The sequence below is a fragment of the Lysobacter sp. GQ73 genome (assembly GCF_059758755.1).
The window spans coordinates 151,042-174,648 of sequence record NZ_JCAXEE010000008.1 but is presented as its reverse complement, the minus strand read 5'-3'; the positions used below and the strand labels follow the sequence as shown (position 1 = coordinate 174,648).

At 69.1% G+C, this 23,607-nt stretch carries 22 protein-coding genes and 1 riboswitch; of the genes, 16 read left to right on the top strand and 6 right to left on the bottom strand.

The features are described 5' to 3' along the window. Nucleotides 1-44 precede the first annotated feature (44 nt). The 3 genes from ggt to AC6CH2_RS19965 all read left to right on the top strand — a co-directional run bounded on the left by ggt (nt 45) and on the right by AC6CH2_RS19965 (nt 3,583). Nucleotides 45-1,775, top strand: coding sequence for a gamma-glutamyltransferase (gene ggt, locus AC6CH2_RS19975; protein ID WP_498270736.1), 1,731 nt, complete (start codon nt 45-47; stop codon nt 1,773-1,775). Between the two features lie 298 nt (nt 1,776-2,073). Then, nucleotides 2,074-2,154, top strand: a riboswitch (S-adenosyl-L-homocysteine riboswitch). A 12-nt stretch (nt 2,155-2,166) separates the two neighbouring features. Next, on the top strand, nt 2,167-3,147 hold the full coding sequence (locus AC6CH2_RS19970; protein ID WP_498270735.1) for an ATP-grasp domain-containing protein: 981 nt from the start codon (nt 2,167-2,169) through the stop codon (nt 3,145-3,147). An 82-nt stretch (nt 3,148-3,229) separates the two neighbouring features. Continuing rightward, nucleotides 3,230-3,583 carry a gamma-glutamylcyclotransferase family protein gene (locus tag AC6CH2_RS19965; protein ID WP_498270734.1) on the top strand — a complete coding sequence of 118 codons (354 nt, stop codon included), beginning with the start codon at nt 3,230-3,232 and terminating at the stop codon, nt 3,581-3,583. A 64-nt stretch (nt 3,584-3,647) separates the two neighbouring features. Here AC6CH2_RS19965 and AC6CH2_RS19960 read toward each other — a convergent pair whose 3' ends face one another. After that, nucleotides 3,648-5,138 carry an AAA family ATPase gene (locus tag AC6CH2_RS19960; RefSeq protein WP_498270733.1) on the bottom strand — a complete coding sequence of 497 codons (1,491 nt, stop codon included), beginning with the start codon at nt 5,136-5,138 and terminating at the stop codon, nt 3,648-3,650. 390 nt (nt 5,139-5,528) lie between these two features. Here AC6CH2_RS19960 and AC6CH2_RS19955 point away from each other — a divergent pair, with 390 nt between their 5' ends. The 10 genes from AC6CH2_RS19955 (at nt 5,529) to AC6CH2_RS19910 (ending at nt 13,817) form a co-directional block, all read left to right on the top strand. After that, on the top strand, nt 5,529-6,437 hold the full coding sequence (locus tag AC6CH2_RS19955; RefSeq protein WP_498270732.1) for an AEC family transporter: 909 nt from the start codon (nt 5,529-5,531) through the stop codon (nt 6,435-6,437). Between the two features lie 149 nt (nt 6,438-6,586). Further along, nucleotides 6,587-7,216, top strand: coding sequence for a nucleotide-binding protein (locus AC6CH2_RS19950; RefSeq protein WP_435395458.1), 630 nt, complete (start codon nt 6,587-6,589; stop codon nt 7,214-7,216). Nucleotides 7,217-7,376: 160 nt separating this feature from the next. Next, on the top strand, nt 7,377-7,853 hold the full coding sequence (locus AC6CH2_RS19945; RefSeq protein WP_031373099.1) for a SixA phosphatase family protein: 477 nt from the start codon (nt 7,377-7,379) through the stop codon (nt 7,851-7,853). Then, complete coding sequence (locus tag AC6CH2_RS19940; RefSeq protein WP_498270731.1) at nt 7,844-8,548, top strand: YceI family protein; 705 nt, start codon at nt 7,844-7,846, stop codon at nt 8,546-8,548. Before AC6CH2_RS19945 ends, AC6CH2_RS19940 begins: the two co-directional genes overlap by 10 nt. Before the next feature lie 14 nt (nt 8,549-8,562). Further along, nucleotides 8,563-10,494 (top strand): phospholipase D family protein, encoded by a 1,932-nt coding sequence (locus AC6CH2_RS19935; protein WP_498270730.1) that lies wholly within the window; start codon nt 8,563-8,565, stop codon nt 10,492-10,494. 122 nt (nt 10,495-10,616) lie between these two features. Next, on the top strand, nt 10,617-11,177 hold the full coding sequence (locus AC6CH2_RS19930; protein WP_498270729.1) for a hypothetical protein: 561 nt from the start codon (nt 10,617-10,619) through the stop codon (nt 11,175-11,177). Then, nucleotides 11,177-11,515: a hypothetical protein gene (locus AC6CH2_RS19925; RefSeq protein ID WP_498270728.1), complete on the top strand. Its 339-nt coding sequence runs from the start codon at nt 11,177-11,179 to the stop codon at nt 11,513-11,515. The genes AC6CH2_RS19930 and AC6CH2_RS19925 overlap by 1 nt, the downstream gene beginning before the upstream one ends. A gap of 281 nt (nt 11,516-11,796) precedes the next feature. Beyond that, nucleotides 11,797-11,988 (top strand): hypothetical protein, encoded by a 192-nt coding sequence (locus tag AC6CH2_RS19920; protein WP_408951401.1) that lies wholly within the window; start codon nt 11,797-11,799, stop codon nt 11,986-11,988. A gap of 354 nt (nt 11,989-12,342) precedes the next feature. After that, a complete protein-coding gene (locus AC6CH2_RS19915; protein ID WP_498270796.1) occupies nt 12,343-12,702 on the top strand; it encodes a hotdog fold thioesterase in 360 nt (119 codons plus the stop codon). Between the two features lie 68 nt (nt 12,703-12,770). Next, a complete protein-coding gene (locus tag AC6CH2_RS19910; protein ID WP_031373094.1) occupies nt 12,771-13,817 on the top strand; it encodes a LacI family DNA-binding transcriptional regulator in 1,047 nt (348 codons plus the stop codon). Between the two features lie 705 nt (nt 13,818-14,522). Here AC6CH2_RS19910 and eda read toward each other — a convergent pair. The 5 genes from eda to zwf all read right to left on the bottom strand — a co-directional run bounded on the left by eda (nt 14,523) and on the right by zwf (nt 20,467). Beyond that, nucleotides 14,523-15,170, bottom strand: coding sequence for a bifunctional 4-hydroxy-2-oxoglutarate aldolase/2-dehydro-3-deoxy-phosphogluconate aldolase (eda, locus tag AC6CH2_RS19905; protein WP_498270727.1), 648 nt, complete (start codon nt 15,168-15,170; stop codon nt 14,523-14,525). A 31-nt stretch (nt 15,171-15,201) separates the two neighbouring features. After that, nucleotides 15,202-15,882 carry an HAD family hydrolase gene (locus AC6CH2_RS19900; protein WP_498270726.1) on the bottom strand — a complete coding sequence of 227 codons (681 nt, stop codon included), beginning with the start codon at nt 15,880-15,882 and terminating at the stop codon, nt 15,202-15,204. Between the two features lie 38 nt (nt 15,883-15,920). Further along, nucleotides 15,921-17,753, bottom strand: a complete 1,833-nt coding sequence (gene edd / locus AC6CH2_RS19895; protein WP_498270725.1) for a phosphogluconate dehydratase — start codon at nt 17,751-17,753, stop codon at nt 15,921-15,923. Nucleotides 17,754-18,210: 457 nt separating this feature from the next. Then, nucleotides 18,211-18,966: a 6-phosphogluconolactonase gene (pgl, locus tag AC6CH2_RS19890; RefSeq protein WP_498270724.1), complete on the bottom strand. Its 756-nt coding sequence runs from the start codon at nt 18,964-18,966 to the stop codon at nt 18,211-18,213. Beyond that, complete coding sequence (gene zwf / locus AC6CH2_RS19885; RefSeq protein WP_435395447.1) at nt 18,950-20,467, bottom strand: glucose-6-phosphate dehydrogenase; 1,518 nt, start codon at nt 20,465-20,467, stop codon at nt 18,950-18,952. The genes pgl and zwf overlap by 17 nt, the downstream gene beginning before the upstream one ends. A 149-nt stretch (nt 20,468-20,616) precedes the next feature. Between zwf and AC6CH2_RS19880 the strand changes: the two genes are divergently transcribed. From AC6CH2_RS19880 to nagA, 3 genes are read left to right on the top strand one after another with little or no spacing between them, the layout of a single operon-like run. Continuing rightward, nucleotides 20,617-21,369 (top strand): GntR family transcriptional regulator, encoded by a 753-nt coding sequence (locus AC6CH2_RS19880; RefSeq protein WP_498270723.1) that lies wholly within the window; start codon nt 20,617-20,619, stop codon nt 21,367-21,369. Nucleotides 21,370-21,404: 35 nt separating this feature from the next. Further along, nucleotides 21,405-22,415 (top strand): SIS domain-containing protein, encoded by a 1,011-nt coding sequence (locus tag AC6CH2_RS19875; RefSeq protein ID WP_498270795.1) that lies wholly within the window; start codon nt 21,405-21,407, stop codon nt 22,413-22,415. Between the two features lie 8 nt (nt 22,416-22,423). Beyond that, nucleotides 22,424-23,557: an N-acetylglucosamine-6-phosphate deacetylase gene (nagA, locus tag AC6CH2_RS19870; protein ID WP_498270722.1), complete on the top strand. Its 1,134-nt coding sequence runs from the start codon at nt 22,424-22,426 to the stop codon at nt 23,555-23,557. Nucleotides 23,558-23,607: the final 50 nt, after the last annotated feature.

The following is a 23,607-nucleotide window of genomic DNA, read 5'->3' as shown; positions in this document are numbered from 1 at the left end:
CGCCGGGCTGCGTTATGGTCGGGGTTCACCTGGAGAGGCTCCGCATGTCCCGACCGATCACCGCGCCCCGCCGCGGCCTGGCGTTGCTCGCCCTGGCCTGCGCGCTCGCCCTGCCGCTGTCCGCACCGGCCGCCGACCGCATCAGCGGCAAGGCCTTCGCCACCCGCAGCGAGGTCTATGCCCCGCACGCGATCGCCGCGACCTCGCATCCGCTGGCCACCCAGATCGCGCTCGACGTGATGAAGGCCGGCGGCAGCGCGGTCGATGCGGCCATCGCCGCCAACGCCGCGCTCGGCCTGATGGAACCGACCGGCAACGGCATCGGCGGCGATCTGTTCGCGATCGTGTGGGACCCGAAGACCAAGAGGCTCCACGGCTACAACGGCTCGGGCCGTTCGCCGAAGTCGCTGAGCCTGGCCGAGTTCCACAAGCGCGGGCTCAAGGACATTCCGCCGCACGGCCCGCTGCCGGTGACCGTGCCCGGCACCGTCGACGGCTGGTTCGCCCTGCACGAACGCTTCGGCCGCAAGCCGATGGCCGAGAACCTGGCGCCGGCGATCCGCTATGCGCGCGACGGTCATCCGGTGCACGAGGTCATCGCCTATTACTGGAACGCCTCGGTGCCGCGCCTGTCGAAGTGGCCCGGCTTCAAGGAGCAGTTCACCGTCGACGGCCGCGCCCCGCGCACCGGCGAGACCTGGAAGAACCCGAACCTGGCCAACACCCTGGAGAAGATCGCCCGGGACGGACGCGACGCGTTCTACAAGGGCGAGATCGCCCGCACCATCGACGCCTACTTCAAGGCCAACGACGGTTTCCTGAGCTACGAAGACCTCGCCGCCCACCGCGGCGAATGGGTCGAGCCGGTCAGCACCAACTACCGCGGCTACGACGTCTGGGAGCTGCCGCCGAACGGCCAGGGCATCGCCGCGCTGCAGATCCTCAACCTGCTCGAACCCTACGACCTGAAGGCCTATGGCTTCGGCAGCGTCGAGCACCTGCACCTGTTCACCGAGGCCAAGAAGCTCGCCTTCGCCGACCGCGCGCGCTGGTACGCCGACCCGGCGTTCTCGAAGTCGCCGGTCGCCAAACTGATTTCCAAGGAGTACGCAGCGCAGCGGCGCAAGCTGATTTCGATGGACAAGGCCCTGCGCGAGGTGCAGCCGGCCACGCCGAAGGAACTCGACGAAGGCGACACCATCTACCTGACCGTGGCCGATGCCGACGGCATGATGGTCTCGCTGATCCAGTCGAATTACCGCGGCATGGGCAGCGGCATGGCGCCGCCGGGCCTGGGCTTCATCTTCCAGGACCGCGGCGAGCAGTTCGTGCTCAAGGAAGGCCACCCGAATTCGTTCGCGCCGGGCAAGCGCCCCTTCCACACCATCATTCCCGCGTTCGTGACCAAGGACGGCAAGCCCTGGCTGTCGTTCGGGGTGATGGGCGGGGCGATGCAGCCGCAGGGCCACGCCCAGATCGTCATCAACCTGATCGACTTCGGCATGAACCTGCAGGAAGCCGGCGACGCCCCGCGCCTGCAGCACGACGGCTCGACCGACCCGGCCGGCCAGGCCACGGTAATGAGCGACGGCGGCGAGCTCGACCTGGAAAGCGGCTTCGCCTACGAGACCGTGCGCGAACTGATGCGCCGCGGCCACAGTGTGCGCTTCGCCCACGGCCCCTACGGCGGCTACCAGGCGATCATGGTCAACCCGCACGGCGGCTACGTCGGCGCCAGCGAATCGCGCAAGGACGGCCAGGCCGCGGGGTACTGAGCGAACCCGTCGGGCTCGTAATGCAGGAGCGAGGTGAGTCGCGACATGCGCAGCGACATGAAGCGGCGCCGTCGCGGCTCGCGCCGCCTACAAAACCCCGCGGTCTGGGGGTAGGAGCGACGCAAGTCGCGACCGCGCCGGCGCACGCGGCAGCGCAGGTCGCGGCTCGCGCCGCCCCTACCCGAAAAGCATCGCCGCGCGATTGACAGCACCGACATCGCTGTCGAACACTAATCGCGCGGCGTCGCCACGACGCCGCGCACCAGTTGCGGATCGCCCCGATGGCCGATCCGCAGTCCGGACCGAGGGGTGCTGCGACGGAACCGATGCGTTCCGCCACGCTCGATCCGCGATGCCGAGACAAGGGCGCCCTCCCGATCCAGGAGGCGTCATGCCCGTTGTTTCCCATACCGCGTCCGACGATGCGAACCTCAATCCCGGCGCCACGCTCGGCGCCGCCCAGGCTGCCTCGAACGGCTTCCGGCTCGCCGTGGTCACCTCGACCGTCTACGCCGGCTTCCACCCCGACGATGCCGGCCTGGTCGACGCCCTGCGCGGCCACGGCATCGAGCCGGTCGCCTGCGTCTGGAACGACCCCGACGTGGACTGGACCCGCTTCGACGCGGTCCTGGTCCGCACCACCTGGGACTACTTCCGCCACTACGACGAGTTTCTCGCCTGGTACGACCATATCGAGGGGCTCGGCCTGCCGATCGCCAACGAGCTGCCCTTGCTGCGCTGGAACAGCAACAAGCGCTACCTGCTCGAGCTCGCCGCCCACGGCGTCGCCATCATCCCGACCGTGTCGGCGCGCGGCGATGCGCTCGCCGAGGCGGTCGCGGCGATGACCGGCCAGGACGTGGTGATCAAGCCCACGGTCAGCGGCGGCGCCTGGCATACCATGCGCGGCCGCGTCGGCGAGGCCGCCTTCGCCGAATTGCTGGCGGCGCTGCCGCGCGATCTCGACTATCTGGTGCAGCCGTTCATGCCCGAGATCGTCGCCGAGGGCGAGTGGTCGCTGATGTTCTTCGACGGCCGTTACAGCCACGCCGTGCTCAAGAAACCGAGCGCCGGCGACTACCGCGTGCAGACCGATTTCGGCGGCAGCGCGAGCCTGACCGAACCCGGTCCGGCGATCCTGGCCGCCGCCCGGCACGCGCTCGAGGCCGTCGCCGCGCTCGGCTACCGCGACCAGGCCTATGTGCGCGTGGACGGGGTGATGACCGCCGACGGCTTCCGCCTGATGGAGCTGGAGTTCATCGAACCCTTCCTGCACTTCGCCGCGTATCCGCCGGCCGCGGCCCTGTTCGCCGCGCAACTGGCGCGGCGCTGGCCGAGCGTGCGCGAATCGACCGCACTCGACGCTGGATGATTCCGGCGTTGGCTGAATCCCCATAGCTCAGACTCTGGACCAACCTGTGCACGCGCCGCCGAGGCGGCGCAACGGAGCCCGCATGCAAGCCGAACTCAGCGAATCCCTGTTTTCCTACGGCACCCTGCAACAGGCCGGCGTGCAGCAGGCCACTTTCGGCCGCCTGCTCGCCGGCCAGGCCGATGCGCTGGTCGGCTACCGCCGCACGATGGTGAAGATCGAAGACGCACGGGTCCTCGCCACCAGCGGCGAGGCTTACCATCCCATCGTCGAAGCCAGCGGCGACCCGCACGACCGCGTCGAAGGCACGGTGTTCGCGGTCAGCGCCGACGAACTGGCCCATGCCGACGCCTACGAAGTCGACGACTATCAACGTGTGCAGGCCGAACTGGTGTCGGGCCGGCGCGCGTGGGTGTACGTGAAGCGACCCGGCTGAGGCCCTGCCGGCACTCGATCGGCAGCCCCCACCATTGCCGCGAGCCCGGCCCTCGCTCCGAACTTCAGTCCGCCGCGACCGTGCGCCCGCGCGCCCATTCGCGCAGGGCGGCGACCTGCTCGCCCATCAGCACCGACAAGGGCCGGGTCTGCTTCAGCTCGGCGCGCAACTGGAAATCCGACAGCGGCGTGTTGGCCGCATGCGCGGCGTACATCGCCGCGACGATGGCCTGCTCGATCTCGGCGCCGGAAAACCCGTCGCTCGCCAAGGCCAGCCCGGCCAGATCGAAGCCTTCCGGGTTCAGCGCGCGTTTGCGCAGGTGGCCGGCGAACAATTCCTCGCGCACCTCGGCGACCGGCAGGTCGACGAAGAAGATCTCGTCGAAGCGGCCCTTGCGCAGCAGCTCCGGCGGCAAGGCCTCGATCTGGTTGGCGGTCGCGACCAGGAACAGCCGCGACTTGCGCTCGGCCATCCAGGTCAGCAGATAACCGAGCACGCGCCGCGACACCCCGCCGTCGCTGTCGCCGCCGTCGCCGGACAGGCCCTTCTCGATCTCGTCGATCCACAGCACCGCCGGCGCCAACTGCTCGGCCGAACTCAAGGCCGCGCGCAGGTTCTTCTCGGTCTCGCCGTGGAACTTGTCGTACAGGGTGCCGAAGTCCAGGCGCACCAGCGGCACGCCGAAGCCGGCCGCGACCGCCTTGGCGATCATCGACTTGCCGCAGCCCTGCACGCCGAGCAGCAGGATGCCCTTGGGCGGGTCCAGCCCGGGCGGCGCATCGCCGCCGACGAACACGCCGCGGCGCTGTTCGATCCAGCGCTTGATCCGGCGCGCGCCGGCGACCTCGCTCATGCGCGCGCTGTCGTATTCGTAATGCAGGTGGCCGGAGCGGTTGAGCAGCTCGAACTTCAGCTTGGCCAGTTCCGGCAGGTCGTCCAGCCCGATCGCGCCGTCGCGGAAGATCAGGTGGCGCGCGATCCGGCGCGCATCGACCGGGTCGAGGCCCTGCAGGTTGCGCACGATCTGCCTGACCACCTCGGCGTCGCTCTCGACCCGCCGCCCGCCATGCTCGCGCATGTAGTTCTCGGCTTCCTCGCGCACCAGCTTGAGCAACGCATTGGCGTCCGGCAGGCTCGGCCGGTGGCGCACCGCCAGCGACTCCAGGTCCGGCGGCAGCTCGACCTTGTGCCCGATCAGCACCAGCACGTGCGGCTCGCAACCGCGGCGCTGGACGATCTCGCGCAGCTGGCGCTGGGTGCTGGCATACCCCAGGTAGGGGTGCGCATCGAACATCAGGTAGATGCCGCGCTGGTCGGCGTCGCGGACCGACTGCAAGGTATTGGAGATGTCCGGCGCGACCTCGGTTTCCTCGTCGTCGCGGTCGAAATCGACCCGGCGCAGGCCTTCGGTGATCGACCAGCGGTACAGCGCCCGCCAGACGTTCATCAATACCTGCCGGAACAACTCGATCACCCGCGACTCGTCGCGGGTCTCGATCACGATCAATGCGGTGTTGGCGCGGATCAGCGCCGTCAGGTCTTGCAGTTCGCTCATGGCACCGCTCTTGCGTGGACGCGACATGATACGGCGCGCGGACGGGTGCGCTTCGGAGCGCGCGGGCAAGAGCATGGGCAACCGCAGATCCCTACGCCCTTGCGGGTCGTTCGCCCCGTCGAAGGGGACGACCGCCGGAGCCGCGATGGTTCTGGGGTGCACGTCGATCGCAGACGATCACAAAGGCTACGGCAACAGCAAATCCCAAAACGCTGGGGCAAATCCCCTCCGCCTTTGAAAGAGGCAGGCAGGGGAATTTGCTTTGGCTCTTGCCCTTGGCCCCTCTCGCTTCCGACCCGCCCCCCAACCGCAGCTAATCCTAAAGCCGCCTTGAGGCCACGCCGCGCAACCGCGACCATGCCCCATCGTCCGACGTTCGCGATCCCGCCCATGGCTTTCGACGCCTTCGCCCTGGTCCTGGCCATGCTGGGGCTGGGCTACCTGTTCCAACGCTTGCGCGTGCTGCCCGACAACGCCGCGCAGACCTTGAACCTGGTGGTGCTCTACGTCTGCCTGCCGGCCGCGGTGCTGCGCTACGCGCCGCGCCTGCATCTGGAGCCGGCCCTGATCGGCGTCGCCGCGGTGCCGTGGCTGCTGCTGATCGCGACCGTCGTGTGCGTCGGCGCGCTGTCGCGCTGGCTGAAGTTCCGCCGCGACGAACACGCGGTGCTGCTGCTGACCGTCGCCCACGGCAACACCAGCTTTCTCGGCTACCCGCTGACCCGCGCGCTGATCGGCGAGCACGCCCTGCCGTACGCGGTGATCTACGATCAGTTCGGCGCCTTCCTGATCCTGTCGACCTTCGGCCTGTGGGTGCTGGCGCGCTACGGCGGCGATCGTCCGCCCAGCGCCCCCGACATGCTGCGCCGGGTCCTGCGCTTCCCGCCGCTGTGGGCGCTGTCGATCGGGTTCACGCTGATGCCGGCCGAGCCGCCGGACTGGATCGCCGGCGGCCTGCAACGCCTGTCCGACGCCTTGCTGCCGTTGGCGATGCTGACCATCGGCCTGTCGGTGAAGCTGGCGCTGCCGCGCGACGAGCTCAAACCGCTGCTGTCGGGCCTGGCCCTGAAACTGGCGCTGATGCCGGCCCTGGCCTGGCTGCTGGTGCCGCTGCTCGGCCTGCACGGCGAGATGGCGCGCGCCACCGTGCTCGAATCGGCGATGCCGTCGATGGTCACCGCCGGCGCCCTGGCGATCGCCCACCAGCTCGCCCCGCGCCTGGCCGCGGCGATGGTCGGCTACGGTCTGCTGCTGTCGCTGCTGACCTTGCCGTTGTGGGCGAGGGTGGCCCTGGGGTGACGAGTCGGCCCGACGACAGGCTGTGATGCCCGCCCGCCGCGCTCCGGCACCCGGCGGCGAATCCTCCCATGGCCCGCCTCGCCCCAGCCCGTGATGGCCGCCGCCACACCCCCGGTGTACGCTGCGGTTTCCATCCGGAGGGAGCTCGCATGAAGACCGTGCTGGTGGCCAGTTCGAAGGGCGGCGTCGGCAAGACCACGATCGCCACCCACCTTGCCGCCCAGGCGGCCCTCGATGGCCTGCGCACGGCCTTGATCGACGCCGATCCCCAGGGGTCCTCGACCCGCTGGGCGCAGCGCCGCTCGGTCCTGGAGAGCGCGGTGCTGCCGCTCGACGGCACCCGCCGCAAGACCTGGCGCAAAAGCCTGCCCGACGACGCCCAGCGCACCGTGATCGACGCGCCGGCCGGCGCGATGGCCGAGGATCTGGAAAGTTTCCTGGAGATCGCCGACGCCGTGGTGGTGCCGATCCAGCCCTCGACCCTCGACATCGAAGCCACCGTGCCCTTCCTCGACACCCTGGCCCAGCACCCGCGGGTGCGCCGCGGCCAGCTCCGCGTCGGCCTGGTCGGCAACAAGCTCAAGCCCTGGACCAACGCCTCGCAGCAGGCCATCGAGCTGCTGCGCGAATGGCCCTACCCGGTGGTCGGGCAGATCCGCGACAGCCAGGCCTATGTGGTGATGACCGCGCTCGGCAAGAGCCTGTTCGACTACCACTCCGCACAGATCCGCGAACACCAGGCCGACTGGCAGCCGCTGCTGAAGTGGATCCGCAAGTAAGGCAGGCGCCCCGGCCGCGTTCGGCGCCGGCGCTACCCTTATTCCGATCCGACAGGCATCCTCCTACGGTCGCTCTTCGCACGTCGCAACGATTGGTCCAGCCTTCGCGCGCTTGTCGTTCCCGACCCCGCTTTCCTCCGCCGCCAGAACTGCCCACTCCATGCGCGAATTGATCCTGCTCCGCCACGCCCACGCCGAGCCGGCCGCCCAAGGCCAGGCCGACCTCGACCGCCCGCTGTCCGCCGAAGGCCTGGCCGAGGCCGAGGCCGCCGGCCGCTGGCTCGCCGAGAACAAGCTGGTCCCGGACTGCGTGCTGTGTTCGCCCTCGCGACGGACGCGCGAGACCCTGGAGGCCGTGCTCGGCGCGATCGGCTATGTCGAACAGCGCATCGAGCCCTCGGTCTACGACGCCACCCCGGGCACCCTGATCGGCCTGGCCGACACCCACATCGAGGCCGAGCGGCTGATGCTGGTCGGCCACAACCCCGGCCTGGAACGCCTCGCCGCGCTGCTGCACAGCGGCCAGTCGGGCGACTACCGCGGCATGCCGCCGGGCGGGATCGCGGTATTGAGCGTGCCGGTCGGCACCGGACTGGAACCGGGAGTGGCCCAGCTCAGCGCTTTTTGGTGGCCGTGAACCCGGCGCGGCCGGCGCCGTCGCGCTGGCGGCGCCTCCGCGGTCGGGTCGCCGCCGCAGCCGCCCTGGCGGCGGCGTTCGCCTGTCCGGCCTGGGCGCAGCCGACATTCCAGGCGTTCGACCCCGACCACACCCGTTTCAGCTTCGAGTTGCGCACGCGCTGGGGCCAGAAGGTCGCCGGGGTATTTCCGCGTTACGACGGCGAGGTCACCACCCTCGCCGACGGCCGCCGCCAGGTGCGCATCCGCCTGGCCACCGGCGCGGTGCAACTCGGCGACTCCGAGCGCTACACCCGCCTCGCCCGCGGCGAGCGCTTCTTCAATGCCCCGCTGCATCCCTACATCGAGTTCCTGTCCGAACCGCATGCGCCCGACCTGGTCCGCACCGGCGGCGCGCTACGCGGCAAGCTGACCCTGCACGGGGTCAGCCGGATGGAGACCTTCGTGCTCGGCGCGCCGGCCTGCGCCCGCCCCGGCGAGGATTGCGACGCGGTCGCCCACGGCAGCGTCAGCCGTTACGACTACGGTCTGGACGGTTGGCAGTTCGCACTCGGCGACCGTGTTCGTTTCACCATGCAGGTCCGGCTCAAGCCGGGCGTGCTCAAGCACCCCGAATCCAGGCCGGCGGACCCGCGGTCCAGCGACGGCCGCTCTGGCGACAGCCGGCCGGCCGAGTCCGGCCGGGTTTCGGAATGAAAGGAGTGTTTCCGTTGAATGCGGTACCCCGCGGCCTCGCCGCCCTGCTCGTCCTGTCGCTGTCGGCCTGCGCGACGCTGAGCCCGGCGCAGCGCGACCGCGCCAGTGAAATCGCCGCCCAGGCGCGCTCCAACCGGATCGACTGCGCCGCCGCCGACGCCTGCGCCCAGCCCTCGCCGCTGCGCGAACTGGGCAGCAAGGCCCTGGCCGCCTCGACCCCGGAGCAGCCGCGCCACTACGCGGTCATCCTCGACCGGGGCCCCGACGCCCTGCTCGCGCGCATCGACCTGATCCGCGGCGCTACCCGCACCCTCGACCTGCAGACCTACATCTACGACGAGGACGACGCCGGCAAGCTCGTGCTCGACGAACTGCTCGCCGCCGCCCGCCGCGGCGTGCGCGTGCGCCTGCTGATGGACCAGCTCGCCGCGCTGCGCCACATCGACACCCTGGCCGCGCTGTCCGGCGCCCACGTCAACCTGGAAGTGCGGCTGTACAACCCGGTGTTGCAGCGCGCCCGCATCACCTATCCGCAGTACGTGCTGGCCGCGGCCTGCTGCTGGCGCCGGCTCAACCAGCGCATGCACACCAAGTTGCTGCTCGCCGACGGCCGGGTCGGCATCGCCGGCGGCCGCAACTACCAGGACGACTATTACGACTGGGACGACGAGTACAACTTCCGCGACCGCGACGTACTGGTCGCCGGCCCGGTCGCCGAGGTCATGGGCACCGACTTCGACCTGTTCTGGAGCGACCGCCGCAGCGTCCCGGTCGAACGCCTCAGCGACGTCGGCCGGCGCCTGCTCGCCGACGGCGTGCCGGCCCTGCCGAAGACCGAGTTCGAGCGTCCCAAGCGCGCCCAGGCCATGCTCGACGATGCCGCCGACGCCGAGACCGTGCGCGAGCGCGTCGCCGCGCACGCGATCGAAGTCGGGCAGGTGCGCTACATCTCCGACACCCCCGACAAGCATCGCGAGAACAGCGACGTCAGCGCGCTGGCGTCCGACTCGCTGCGCAATCTGATTGCGAATTCGCGCAAGGAAGTGATGCTGCAGACGCCGTACCTGGTGCTGTCGAAGGCCGCGCAGAAATTGTTCAGCGACCTGCACGAACGCCCCGACGCGCCGCGCGTGATCGTCTCCACCAACAGCCTCGCGGCGACCGACGCCTTCATCGCCTACGCCCTGTCGTACAAATACAAACGCCGCTACCTGCGCGAGTTCGGCTTCAACATCTACGAGTACAAGCCGTTCCCGGCCGATGCGCCGATCGACATCGCCGCGACCGGCGCGACTCTGCCCGCGCTCGGCCTGCCGGGACTGTCCGAGCCGGCGCCGCCGGCGCGCTGGCGCCGGCAGGACCGCAGCAGCGTCGCCTATCCCTACCAATACCGGCGGCCGCTGTCGCGCGAATACGCCGCCACCCGCTACGCGCGCCGCCGCAGCAACGAACCGGTGCCGCTCAAGCGCGCCGGCGTGCGCATCGGCATGCACGCCAAGTCGATGGTCATCGACGACCGCATCAGCGTGATCGGCACCCACAACTTCGACCCGCGCGGCGATCACTACAACACCGAGAGCGCGGTGGTGATCGAGGACGAGGCCTTCGCCCGCGCCCTCGGCGACAGCATCCGCCGCGACATCGCCCCGGCCAATTCCTGGGTGATCGCGCGCCGCGACAAGCCGCCGGTGTTCTCCGGGCTGGAGTATTCGATCGCGAAGATTTCCGAACACCTGCCGCTGTTCGACCTGTGGCCGGTGCGTTATGCGACCAGCTACGAGTTCGTGCCCGGCCCGAACTGCCCGAGCCCGCTGTACCGTACCGACCCGGGCTTCCGCGCCTGCTACAAGCCGGTCGGCGATTTCCCCGAGGTCAACCTCGGCGTGAAGAGCCTGACCACGCGTATGTTCACCGCCTTCGGCGCGGGGCTGGCGCCGATTCTTTGATCCAGGCGCTGCTTGCGCGCCATGGGGCGGCGGCGCGGCACTGATCCGCTGCGGTCGGCCGCATCGGCACCGGATTGAACTCGTCCGGCCGGTACGTGTCTGAGCGGGTGCGATTCAAGCCCATGGACCGGAGCCTTTCGATCCGCATCGTCGCGTTGCTTGCGAGCATATTGGGCGTGCTGGCATTCGGCAGCGCGCTCGTTTATTCGTTCGTGCGACCCACTGCGATCGAATCGTTGGCCCGCGACCTGATCCGGACCGAGGTAGAGCAGCGCGTCGGCAAACCCTGCATCCCCCTGGACGACACCGCAGTGTCGCGGATCGCCACGCGGATGTCCGAACGCGGCCGTGCGCGGATCGCGCAGATCGGCCAGCAATTGCAAGCCGGCTTGCCGCGCCGGGTCGCCGAGATCGCGACGCAGATGCGATCCCGACTGCGCCTGCCGCGATCGGATCGAAGCCGGCGCTACCGCGGCGCTGCAGATGCAACGCGAGCGACTGCTGGATTCGGACACGCGCCTGACCCGCGCGATTCGCGCCAGGTACATGCAAGTCGCCGACGCCTTGATCGGCGAATTCCGCATCTTCAGCACTGCGAATCTGCTGGTGTTCGGAATGCTCGGCGTGGTGGCGCAGACCCGGCCTCGCGCCGGTCTGCATTTGTTGCTGCCAAACCCCGGTGATGCTGGGTGCGGCGGCCATCACCGCCTATTTCTATCTGTTCCAGCAGGACTGGCTGCGCACTGTCGTGTTCGGCGACTACCTGGGTTTGGCCTATTTTCTTTACCTGGGATTGGCGGGCGTTTGGCTGAGCGACATCTCGCTCAATCATGCGCGCCTGACCACCGCGACGATCAACGGCGCCGGCGCAGCGGTCGGCGTGGCGTTCAACCTCGTGGCCTGCTTCGGCCGAGCGCTCCGGTATCGCCCCGAGTATGGGGCTCCGCAATCTGCGCTCTGCCCCGGTCGTACCGGGAGCGGCCATGCCATGGACCATGGCCGCGCGCTCTCGTCTTCGTGATGCGCACGCAGCCTATCCGGCTCTCTTCCCCTTCGGTTGGTCACATCCGTCGCCCGGCATAGGTCTTCAGTCATAGGTGCGCGATTGCAACCTCCGCGCCCCTCGCCACATCTCTATCCACAATCCCGGCGCTTGCAACCCAGCCGCCGGGGCCCGGAACCCCCACCGGGGCCCCCCCGAAACACCGGGGCATGACTTCCAGCACATAGGCAAGATTGCTTAGGTGTTGTACTTTACCAACACACCGAGTCACTACAACCCCACGACACAGGAAGACCGCCATGAACGCCCAGAACGCCCGCACCGTTTCCCCGACCGCCACGACCGCTACCGCCACCGTCCAGGCCGCCCCGACCGTCCGCCACCAGCACCGCCAGCGCGATTTCGGCGTCGGCTACGGCAACAGCAGCGGCTACGCCAGCAATCGCAGCTACGCCAGCAACTGGGTCCAGCCGCGCTTCCGCTTCGCCTGATCGCAGACGTCCGTCCATGGGCCGGCCGAACGCGGTGATGATCTTCCCCTCTTTCCGACCCGGACCGGCGCGTACAGTCCCCACTGTTCGACGCGCGCCGTTCCGGGCTTTTTAGAGGACGCCGGGGCCGCCCGACCGCCCCGCGCCAACGCCCAAGCGTCGCTCCATCGCCTCACCGCAGCATCCGATGCACGCCCTCAACGCCTGCGAGCCGACGCGCGACTGGCCCGGCCGCGGCATCGCCGCTATCGTGAGGCGATGAATGCCTCCGACACCGCTCACCCCGCCGCGCGTTCCCTGTTCCGCGGCACCGACACCGTCGCCGACCTCAACCGGCTCTCGCGCAACACCGCGATGGAGCCGCTCGGCATCGTCTTCACCGAAATCGGCCCGGACTACGTCCGCGGCACCATGCCGGTCGACGCGCGTACCCACCAACCTTATGGCCTGCTCCACGGCGGTGCCTCGGTCCTGCTCGCCGAGACCCTGGGCAGCAGCGCGGGCAACCTCAGCGCGCCCGAAGGCAAGATGTGCGTCGGCATCGAGATCAACGCCAACCACGTCCGCGGCGTGCGCAGCGGCACCGTCACCGGCACCGCACGGCCGCTGCACATCGGCGCCAGCACCCAGGTCTGGGAAATCCGCATCGAGGACGAGGCCGGCAAACTGGCCTGCATCTCGCGCCTGACCCTGGCCGTGGTACCCAAGCCCTGACCCGGCGAGTAGGCTAGGACCTCGTCCGGCGCAGCAGCGCCGGTTTTGCGCTGACTCGCGAGAATCCCGTGCGCCGACCCACCATCAAAGACGTCGCCGAACTGGCCCAGGTCTCGCTGAAGACCGTCTCGCGAGTGATCAACGACGAGTCCGGCGTCCGCGCCCGAACCCGCGCCCGGGTCCACGAGGCGATCGCCGAACTCGACTACCGCCCCGACCCGTCCGCGCGCAGCCTGCGCAGCGCGCAGCCGTACGCGCTCGGCGTGGTCTACGACAACCCGAACCCTTACTACATCATCAGCGTGCAGAACGGCGTCCTCGCCGCCTGCCGCGAAACCGGCTACGGCCTGCAGATCCATCCCTGCGATTCGTCTTCGCCGCTGCTCGCCGCCGACCTGATCGACCTGGTCCAGGGCGCGCGCCTGGCCGGCCTGGTGCTGGCGCCGCCGATGTCCGAGCGCATGGAACTGGTCAGCGAACTGGTCGCCCACGGCATTCGCCTGGTGCGCATCGTCTCGGCCGCCGAAGACCCGAAGGACGGCTCGCCCTGCGTCTGGGTCGACGACCGCGACGCCGCCTACGACATCACCGAGCACCTCATCCAGCTCGGCCACCAGCGCATCGGGTTCCTGTGGGGCGGCAAATCGCACCGTTCCAGCTGGGAACGCTACAAGGGCTATGCCCAGGCGCTCAACGACTACGGCATCGCCGAAGACGAGAACCTGGTGCTGCCGGGCGACTATTCCTTCGACGACGGCTTCCGCGGCGCGCGGCGATTGTTCGCCCTGCCCGACCGCCCGACCGCGATCTTCGGCAGCAACGACGAAATCGCCGCTGGCGTGCTGGCCGCGGCGAAGTCGAGCGGCATGCACGTGCCCTACGACCTGTCGATCGCCGGTTTCGAGGACAGCCCGTTCTCCAAGCAATCCTGGCCGACCCTGACCACCGCACGCCAGGCCACCGAAGAGATCGCCCGTCACGCCGCGTATCGCCTGATCGCCGAACTGCGCCGCGAAGTCGACCAACCGCTGGAAGTCCCCCCGAACGAAGGCTTCAGCCCGATCCTGGTGGTGCGCGGTTCGACCGCCCCGCCGCGTCCGTTACAGACGCCGTAAGCCGCCGCACGACCACGACGACGCGCCTTTGCTGTTCCCCCCGTTGGAAAAGGGGGGTTAGGGGGAATTTGCCGTTGCCGTTGCCGTTGCCGTTGCCGTTGCCGTTGCCGTTGCCGTTGCCGTGAAGATTTTGCAGTTGCGGTTGCTGTGCGTCGCTTGGCACTAGCGAAGGCAATTGAAGACCCGGAGGGCGGCGCGCAGGGATGCGCGCCGTTTTTCATCGGGACAGGGATGTCCCGTATGAAAAATCCCCGCGTTTGCATCGATCGTGCGGGCCTGTGATTCAAAGCAAAAGCATTTTTCTTTGGTGACTTTCTTTTGTTGCTTTAGACAAAAGAAAGTTACCCGCCGCTTTAGTGGCGGAAGCTTTAGGCGTTTGATCTTGTTTCCTTAGAAGCTTCAAGCAAGTGCAGAGCTTCCGTCCGCTAAAGCGGCCGGGTTACTTTCTTTTGCTAAGCCCAAAAGAAAGGTAACCAAAGAAAAGGGCTCTCCTTGCAAGGGCACAGGCCACGAGTTCGCAGCCAACGCCGGGATTTTTCGATAAGACGTCCCTGTCTTATCGAAAAACGGCGCACGTCCTGTGCGCCGCCCTCCGGGTCTACAATCGCATCGCTAGATCGTTGTTACGCCAAGCACAACGGCAACGACAACGGCAACGGCAACGGCAACGGCAACGGCAACGGCAACCACACTATCGCCGAGCGATCAACCGCGTAACGCGACCGCCTCGCGCGCAAGCGCCTCCACCTTGCCCCAATCGCCGGCCTTGACCGCCGCCGCGGGCGCCACCCACGAACCGCCCACGCAGGGCACGTTCTTCAACGCCAGGTATTCGTGCGCGTTGTGCGCGCCGATGCCGCCGGTCGCGCAGAAGCGCAGTTCCGGCAGCGGGCCGCCGATCGCTTTCAGGGCGGTGGCGCCGCCGATCGATTCGGCCGGGAAGAACTTGAGCTGGGTGTAGCCGTGCTCGAACAAGGCCATCGCTTCCGACGCGGTCGCCACGCCCGGCAGCCACGCCAGGTCGATGTCGCGCGCCGCGGCGATCAGGCCCGGGGCGCTGCCCGGCGACACCGCGAAGGTCGCGCCGGCCTTGAGCGCATCGCTGAAGTCGGACGGCTTGCGCACGCTGCCGACGCCGACCGCGGCGCCTTCGACTTCGCCCGCGATCGCGCGCACCGCATCGAGCGCCACCGCGGTGCGCAGGGTCACTTCGATCGCCGGCAAGCCGCCGGCGACCAGGGCACGCGCCAACGGCACGGCGTCCTTCAGGTCGTCGATCACCAGCACCGGCACCACCGGCGCCAAGGCCAGCACCGCGGCGACGCGCGCCTGCAGATCCTGCATCGAACTCATTGCCTCACTCCTGTGGTTCGCGGCGTCGCGCTCAATCGCGCGCAGCCACTTCGTCGATATGTTTGAGCAGATCGGCCGGGTCTTCGTAGACGCGGAAAGCGCCGGCACGTTCGAGTTCGTCCTGGCCGTAGCCGCCCGAAAGCAGGCCCACGCCGAGCGCCCGCGCGCGCCGCGCGGCGAGCAGGTCCCAGATGCTGTCGCCGACCACGACCGAGTTCTCGATGTCGGCGCCGAGCTTGTCGGCGGCGGCCAGGAACAGGTCGGGATCGGGCTTGGCGTGCCTGACCATGTCGCGGGTGATCACCGGGGTGACGTCGGGGTCGACGCCCAGCGCGACCAGATTATGACGCGCGGTTTCCATGCGTCCGCTGGTGGCGATCGCCCACGGGATCCGGTTCTCGGTCAGGTAGGCGAGCAACTCCACCGAACCCGGCAGCGGCCGGATCTGGGTCGCCTGCCGGCCATAGGCCTCGGCATGCAGACGGTGCAATCGCTCGATGCGCTCGGGGGTGATGTCGATCCCGGTCTCGCGCAGCAGAATGTTGGTGAACAAGCCTCCGCTCATGCCGATCTTGCGATGGATGCGCCACACCGACAGCGGGATGCCGTCGGCGTCGAGCGCCTGCTTCCAGGCGAGCACGTGCTGGTAGACGCTGTCGACGAGGGTGCCGTCGAGGTCGAACAAGAAGGTGGTGCGTACGGGAGCGGGCATGGGGGACCAGGCTGGGGATCAGGGATTCGGTCGTGCGATCACAGCGGCGACGCGCCGAACACGCCGGCGCCCTTGTCCGCGGGCGCGGCATAGTCGCGGAACGCGGCGAACAGTTCGCGGCCGAGGCCGACGTGGTGCGAGGACAGGTCGACGACCGCGTTCTCGCGCTCGCTCCAGTCCGCCGGCGCCAGCACGCCGAGGGTGCCGGCGATCGCGTCGACGCGCAGCACGTCGCCGTCGCGCAACTTCGCCAGCGGGCCGCCGCAGGCGGCTTCCGGAGTCACGTGGATCGCCGCCGGCACCTGTCCGGACGCGCCCGACATGCGGCCGTCGGTGACCAGGGCGACGCGGTGGCCGCGCTTTTGCAGCACGCTCAGGGTCGGGGTGAGCTGGTGCAGTTCCGGCATGCCGTTGGCGCGCGGGCCCTGGAAGCGCACGACCACGATCACGTCGCGGTCGAGTTCGCCCCGCTCGAAGGCCTGCTTGACCTGATGCTGCTCGGTGAACACGCGGCACGGCGCCTCGACGATCCAGCGGTCCTCGGGCACGGCCGACACTTTGATCGCGGCGGTGCCGAGATTGCCGTCGAGCACGCGCAAGCCGCCGTCGACGCGGAACGGTTCGTCGACCGGGCGCAGCACCGCGGTGTCGGCGCTGATCGGCGCCGACGGCACGTGCACGACCTGGCCGGCGTCGTCGAGCCGCGCCTCGATGCGGTAACGCGCCAGGCCCGGGCCGGCGACGGTTTCGACATCGCCGTGCAGCAGGCCGTGATCGAGCAGTTCGCCGATCAGGTAGGCCAGGCCGCCGGCAGCGTGGAAGTGGTTCACGTCGGCGCTGCCGTTCGGATACACCCGCGCCAGCAGCGGGATCGCCGAGGACAGCGCATCGAAATCCTCCAGCCGCAGTTCGATGCCGGCCGCGGCCGCCATCGCGATCAAATGCAGCAGGTGATTGGTCGAACCGCCGGTGGCGTGCAGGCCGATCACGCCGTTGACGATCGCGCGTTCGTCGACGATGCGGCCGATCGGCCGGTAGTCGTCGCCGAGCGCGGTAATTTGCGCGGCGCGGTGCGCGGCCTGCGCGGTCAGCGCATCGCGCAGCGGCGTGTTCGGATGGACGAAACTCGAGCCCGGCAGATGCAGGCCCATCAGCTCCATCAGCATCTGGTTGGAGTTGGCGGTGCCGTAGAAGGTGCAGGTGCCGGGACCGTGGTAGCTGCGCGCTTCGGCTTCGAGCAGTTCCTCGCGCGAGGCCTCGCCGGTGGCATAGCGCTGGCGCACCCGCGACTTCTCGTCGTTCGGCAGGCCCGAGGTCATCGGCCCGGCCGGCACGAAGATGCCCGGCAGGTGGCCGAAGTGCAACGCGCCGATCAGCAGCCCCGGCACGATCTTGTCGCACACGCCCAGGTACAGCGCGGCGTCGAACATGTCGTGCGAGAGCGCGATCGCGGTCGACATGGCGATGACGTCGCGCGAGAACAGCGACAGCTCCATGCCTTCGCGGCCCTGGGTGACGCCGTCGCACATCGCCGGCACGCCGCCGGCGACCTGCGCGGTCGCGCCGGCTTCGCGCGCGGCGGCCTTGAGCAGGTCCGGAAACCGCTCCAGCGGCTGGTGCGCCGACAGCATGTCGTTGAACGAGGTGACGATGCCCAGGTTGGGCGCGTAGCCCGAGCGCAGCGCGCTCTTGTCGCCGGGCGCGCAGGCGGCGAAACCGTGGGCGAGATTGCCGCAGGACAGGCGCCGGCGTTGCGGGCCGCTGCTCAACGCCGCGTCGATGCGGGCGAGATAAGCATTGCGGCGCGCGCGGCTGCGTTCCTGGATGCGGTGCGTGACTTGCGCGACGACGGGATGTAGATGGGTATTCACGGGTACTCGATGAGTGCGGGGCACTGGCGAAAGAGGCCGAACAGTCCCCCCTTCGAAAAGAGGGTGAGGGGGATTCGCTCCGCCTACACCTTCCCGAGAAGACGAGGCAAAAGCAAATCCCCCAGCGTCGCGATGCGACGCGGCCCCCGTGGAAGGGGGCGACAGCAAAGGCCTGAGCTTGGGAGGGGAGGGAGCCTGGGCCTGGCTGTCTGCGGAGTCCAAGAATGCTGCGGACTCCAAGGGTGGAGCGGGAGAGATCGTGCGGGTTCGGGCGGGTCCGGGACTCGGGACTCGGGACTCGGGATTCGGGATTCGGGATTCGGGATTCGGGATTCGGGATTCGGGATTCGGGATTCGGGATTCGGGGCTCGGGGCTCAGGGCTCAGGGCTCGGAACTAGGAACTAGGAACTAGGAACCAAGAATCGTAGTTCGTAACGATCGATGGCACGCGAAGGCTCACGGGCTCCAGTACAGGGTCGGCGTCGCCGGTGCGCCGGTCAGCACCGAGCGGATCGGCAGGGTGCTGCGCGGGTCGCGCTGGGCGCCGTCGAGCACCGCGCGCTTCTTCTCGCCTTCGATGTGCAGGTACAGCGCCGGCGCGGTGAAGATCGCGCTCAGGGTCAGGGTCATGCGCGGTTCCGGCATCGCCGCGGTGCGGATCGACATCACCGGCGCGCGGCCGCGCGGCTGCAGGCCGATTTCGCGCAGGGCCGGGTTGTCGTAGCCCAGATCGGGGAACAACGAGGCCACGTGGCCGTCGTCGCCCATGCCGAGCACCGCGACGTCGAGCGGCAGGCCTTCATTGGCGATCTTGGTCAGCACCGGCATCAGCGCCGCCTCCGGCGTTTCGGTCGGGCGGTACAGCGGCAACAGGCGCGCGACCGCGGCGTTGTGCCGCAACAGATATTCGCGCAGCAGGCGCTCGTTCGAACGCGGATGCTCCGGCGGCAGCCAGCGCTCGTCGATCGGCAGCACCGTCACCCGCGCCCAGTCCAGGGTCTGGGTCGACAGGGCCTGGAAGAAGCGCTTCGGGGTATTGCCGCCGGACAGCGCGATGCAGGCCTCGCCGTGGCGCGCGAGCGCGCCGCGCAGATCCGCGGCGACCTGTTTCGCCAGGGCTTGCGCCAACTGTTCGCCATCGTCGAACAAGCGCTCGTGCAACGGCAGGGGCAAGGGTTCGATCACTTTCAGTCGCTCAGCCTGCATCTTCATGCCAGGTCCTCCCATCGCGTTCGATCAAGGCCACTGCGGCGCTCGGGCCCCAGCTGCCGGCGGTGTACGGGCGCGGCGCGTCGGCGCTCGCGGCCCAGGCGGCGCGGATCGGATCGATCCACTTCCAGGCCGCGTCGACTTCGTCGCGGCGCATGAACAGCATCGGATTGCCGCGCACCACGTCCATCAACAGGCGCTCGTAGGCATCGGCCTGGCGCCCGCCGAAGGCCGCGGCGAAACTCATGTCCAGCGGCACGTGGCGCAGGCGCAGGCCGCCCGGGCCCGGCACCTTGTTCATCAGCCACAGCTTCACGCCCTCGTCGGGCTGCAGGCGCAGCACCAGCTTGTTCGGCGCCAGGCGGCTGGACGGGTCCTGCTCGGTGAGGTCTTCGAAGATCGAGTGCGGCACCTGGCGGAAGGTCACCACGATCTCGGACGAACGCTCGGCCAGGCGCTTGCCGGTGCGCAGGTAGAACGGCACCCCGGCCCAGCGCCAGTTCTTCACTTCGGCCTTGATCGCGACGAAGGTCTCGGTGAGCGACTGCGCGCCGAGTTCCTGCGCATATCCCGGCACCGCGCGGCCTTCGACCGCGCCGGCCTTGTACTGGCCGCGCACGGTGGACTGCGCGGCGTTGCCGTTCTCGATCGGACGCAGGGCACGCAGCACTTTGAGCTTTTCGTCGCGGATCGCGTCGGCGGCGAGCGAGGACGGCGGCTCCATCGCGACCAGGCACAGCAGCTGCAGCAGATGGTTCTGGACCATGTCGCGCAGTGCGCCGGACTTGTCGTAGTACGGCGCGCGCGATTCCACGCCGACGGTCTCGGCGACGGTGATCTGCACGTGATCGATGTGTTCGGCCTTCCACAGCGGCTCGAACAAGGCGTTGCCGAAGCGCAACGCGGTCAGGTTCTGCACCGTTTCCTTACCGAGGTAATGGTCGATGCGGAAAATCTGGGTTTCGGCGAACACCCGGCCGAGCGCGTCGTTGATCGCGTCGGCGCTGACGCCGTCCTTGCCGAGCGGCTTCTCGACCACCACGCGGGTCTTCGGCCCGACCAGGCCGTGCGAGTGCAGGCGGTCGCCGACCACGCCGAACAAGTCCGGGCCGACCGCGAGGTAGAACACGCGGACGCGCTCCTGGTCGGGGAACTCGGCGGCGAACTCGGGCCAGCCGGCATCGGAGCTGAGATCGAGGCGGCGGTAGGACAACAGCGCCAGGAAGCCCGCCAGCGCCTCGCCGTCGCGCGCCTGCTCGCCGGCGAAGTCGAGCAGCGCCTCGCGGATCTTGCCGCGATAGTCCTCGTCGCTGCGCTCGTCGCGGGCGATCGCGACGATGCGGGTGCCGGCGACGATCTGGCCGTCGACATAGCGGTGGAACAAGGCGGGCAGGAGTTTGCGCAGCGCGAGGTCGCCGGTACCGCCGAAGATCACCAGGTCGAACGGGGCCAGCGGCGCCAGATGCGGGGCGTGGGAGGGGGTCGGCACGGAGTAGACACTCATGGGCGGGCTCGGACAGGTCTCGTAAGGAACCATACCAGTAAAGATACCAGTAAGATACCACTTCGACAAATTAGCCAATTTTCAATCATTTACGCAGGCATATCAGACACTTGTTGCCGCCAGTGGTCTGCGACTGGTATCTTTTTGCCATGCAGCCCTATTTGGTCAGCGAGTTCCGCCGCCAGAGCGACGCCCGACGCGCGCCGGCCTATCAGCACCTGCGCCGGTCGCTGCAGCACGCGATCGAAAACGGCGAACTGACCGCCGGCCAGGCCCTGCCGGGCGAGCGCGAACTCGGCAAGCTGCTCGACCTGTCGCGGGTGACCGTGCGCAAGGCCATCGCCGGCCTGGTCGCCGACGGCTTGCTGGTGCAGCGCCAGGGCGCCGGCACCTTCGTCGCCGAACGCATCGTCAAATCGTTCTCGCGCCTGACCAGCTTCACCGACGACCTGCGCGCGCGCGGGCTCGACCCGCGCTCGACCTTCCTCGAACGCGGCCTCGGCGAGGTCACCCCGGAAGAAGCGATGGCCCTGAACCTGTCGCCGGGCGCCGGGGTGATTCGCTACTACCGCCTGCGCACCGCCGACGGCGTGGCGCTTGCGCTCGAACGCACGGTGGTGCCGGCCTCGGTGATCGCGCATCCCGATTTCGTCGAGAACTCGCTGTACGAGGCCTTCGCCAAGCTCGGCATCCGGCCGGCCCGCGCCCTGCAGCGCCTGCGCGCTATCGCCTTCGACGCCGAACAGGCGCGCCTGATGAACCTGCCCGAAGGCGCCCCCGGCTTGTTCATCGAACGCCGCACCTTCCTCGACGACGGCCGCGTCGTCGAGTTCACCCGATCCTTCTACCGCGGCGACGCCTACGACTTCGTCGCCGAACTGCAGAGCGAACCCACGCCGTGACCACAGACACCCTGCTCGACGCCACCAGTACGCGCATGTACGCCGAAGCGCAGGAAGCCGGCGAGGCCGTCGCCCGCCAGTTCGCCGCCAACGCCGACATCGTCGACGACCTCGCCGAACGCCTGCAGAAACAGCCGCCGCGCTTCATCGTCACCTGCGCGCGCGGCAGCTCCGATCACGCCGCCACTTACGGCAAGTATTTGTTCGAGACCCAGCTCGGCCTGGTGACCGCCTCGGCCTCGCCCTCGGTCGGCTCGGTCTACGCGATCCAGCCCAAGCTCGACGGCGCCCTGTTCGTGACCGTCTCGCAATCGGGCAAGAGCCCGGACCTGGTGCGCAACGCCGAGATCGCCAAGGCCGCCGGCGCCCACGTCGTCGCCCTGGTCAACGTGACCGACTCGCCGCTGGCGCGGATCGCCGACACCGTGCTCGGCCTGCACGCCGGCCCGGAAACCAGCGTCGCGGCGACCAAGAGCTATCTGTGCTCGCTGGCCGCCTTGCTGCAGCTGACCGCGCGCTGGAGCAGCGACGCCGCCCTGTTCAATGCCGTGCATGCCCTGCCCGATGCGCTGGGCGAGGCCTGGCGCCAGGATTGGTCGCCGCTGGTCGACGGCCTGGTCGACGCGCACAACCTGTTCGTGGTCGGTCGCGGCCTCGGTCTCGGCGCAGCGCAGGAAGCCGCGCTCAAGTTCAAGGAAACCTGCAGCCTGCACGCCGAAGCCTTCAGCAGCGCGGAAGTGCGACACGGCCCGATGGCGATCGTCGGCCCCGGCTTTCCGGTGCTGGCCTTCGCCCAGGACGACGGCACCGGCGACGGCACCGTCGCGGTGGCGCGCGAGTTCCGCGCCCGCGGCGCGCCGGTGTGGCTCGCCGCGCCGGGCGTGCCCGGCGGCGATGTGTTGCCGACCGCACGCTCGGTGCATCCGGCGTTGACGCCGCTGCTGACCGTCGCGAGTTTCTACAAGGCGGTCAACGCCTTGTCGGTGGCGCGCGGGCATAACCCGGACCTGCCGCCGCATCTGAACAAAGTCACCGAAACCGTCTGAGGCCCCGCATGTCCGTCACCGCCTTCGTCAATGGCCGCGTGCTCAGCGAGCGCGGCTTCGAGTCCGACCTGAGCGTCATCGTCGAGGAAGGCCACATCGTCGCGGTGGTGCCGGGGCCGGCGCCGAGCGGCGCGCAAGCGGTGGACCTGCACGGCCAATATTTGGTGCCGGGCTTCATCGACACCCAGGTCAACGGCGGCGGCGACGTGCTGCTCAACGACACGCCCACCGTCGACGGCATCCGCCGCATCGCCCAGGCCCACCGCCAGTACGGCACCACCGGAATGATGCCGACCCTGATCAGCGACGACGTCGAGGTGATGGTCGCGGCGATCGACGCGGTGCGCGAAGCGATCCAGCAAGGCGTGCTGGGCATCCTCGGCATCCACCTCGAGGGCCCCTACCTGGCGCCGGCGCGCAAGGGCGTGCACAACCCGGACAAATTCCACACCCCGAGCGAGGGCGAACTCGACCGGATCGCCTCGCTCGGCGTCGGCAAGACCATGCTTACGCTCGCGCCCGAACGCTTCAGCAACGCCGGCCTGGAAGCGCTCGCCGCGCGCGGCGTGCTGGTCTGCGCCGGCCACACCGCCGCCGACTACGAGCGCCTGCGCGACGCCTTCGCCCATGGCGTGCGCGGCGTGACCCATCTGTTCAACGCGATGACCCCGCTCGGCAGCCGCGAACCCGGCGGCGTCGGCGCCTGCATCGAGGACCCGAACAGCTGGTGCGGCGTGATCGTCGACGGCGAACACGTCCACGACGCCTCGCTGCGCATCGCCATCGCCGCCAAACCGCGCGGCAAGATCATGCTGGTGACCGACGCGATGCCGCCGGTCGGCGGCACGCAGGAAGATTTCGTCCTCTACGGCGAAACCATGACCTGCCGCGACGGCAAATGCACCACCGCCGCCGGCACCCTCGCCGGCTCCGCGCTCGACATGGCCAGCGCGGTGCGCAACACCGTGCGGCGCCTGGGCCTGCCGCTCGACGAAGCCTGCCGCATGGCCTCGACTTATCCGGCCGAGTTCCTCGGCCTGGGCCATGAGTTGGGACGCATCGCGCCGGGGTATCGCGCCGATTTGGTCACCTTGAACGACGAGTTGCGGGTCACGGGCAGCTGGATCGGCGGATTGGCCTGAGCCCGGCCCGCCCGCACGATTGCGAATGCGGGCTGCGGCGCGGCGTGTCG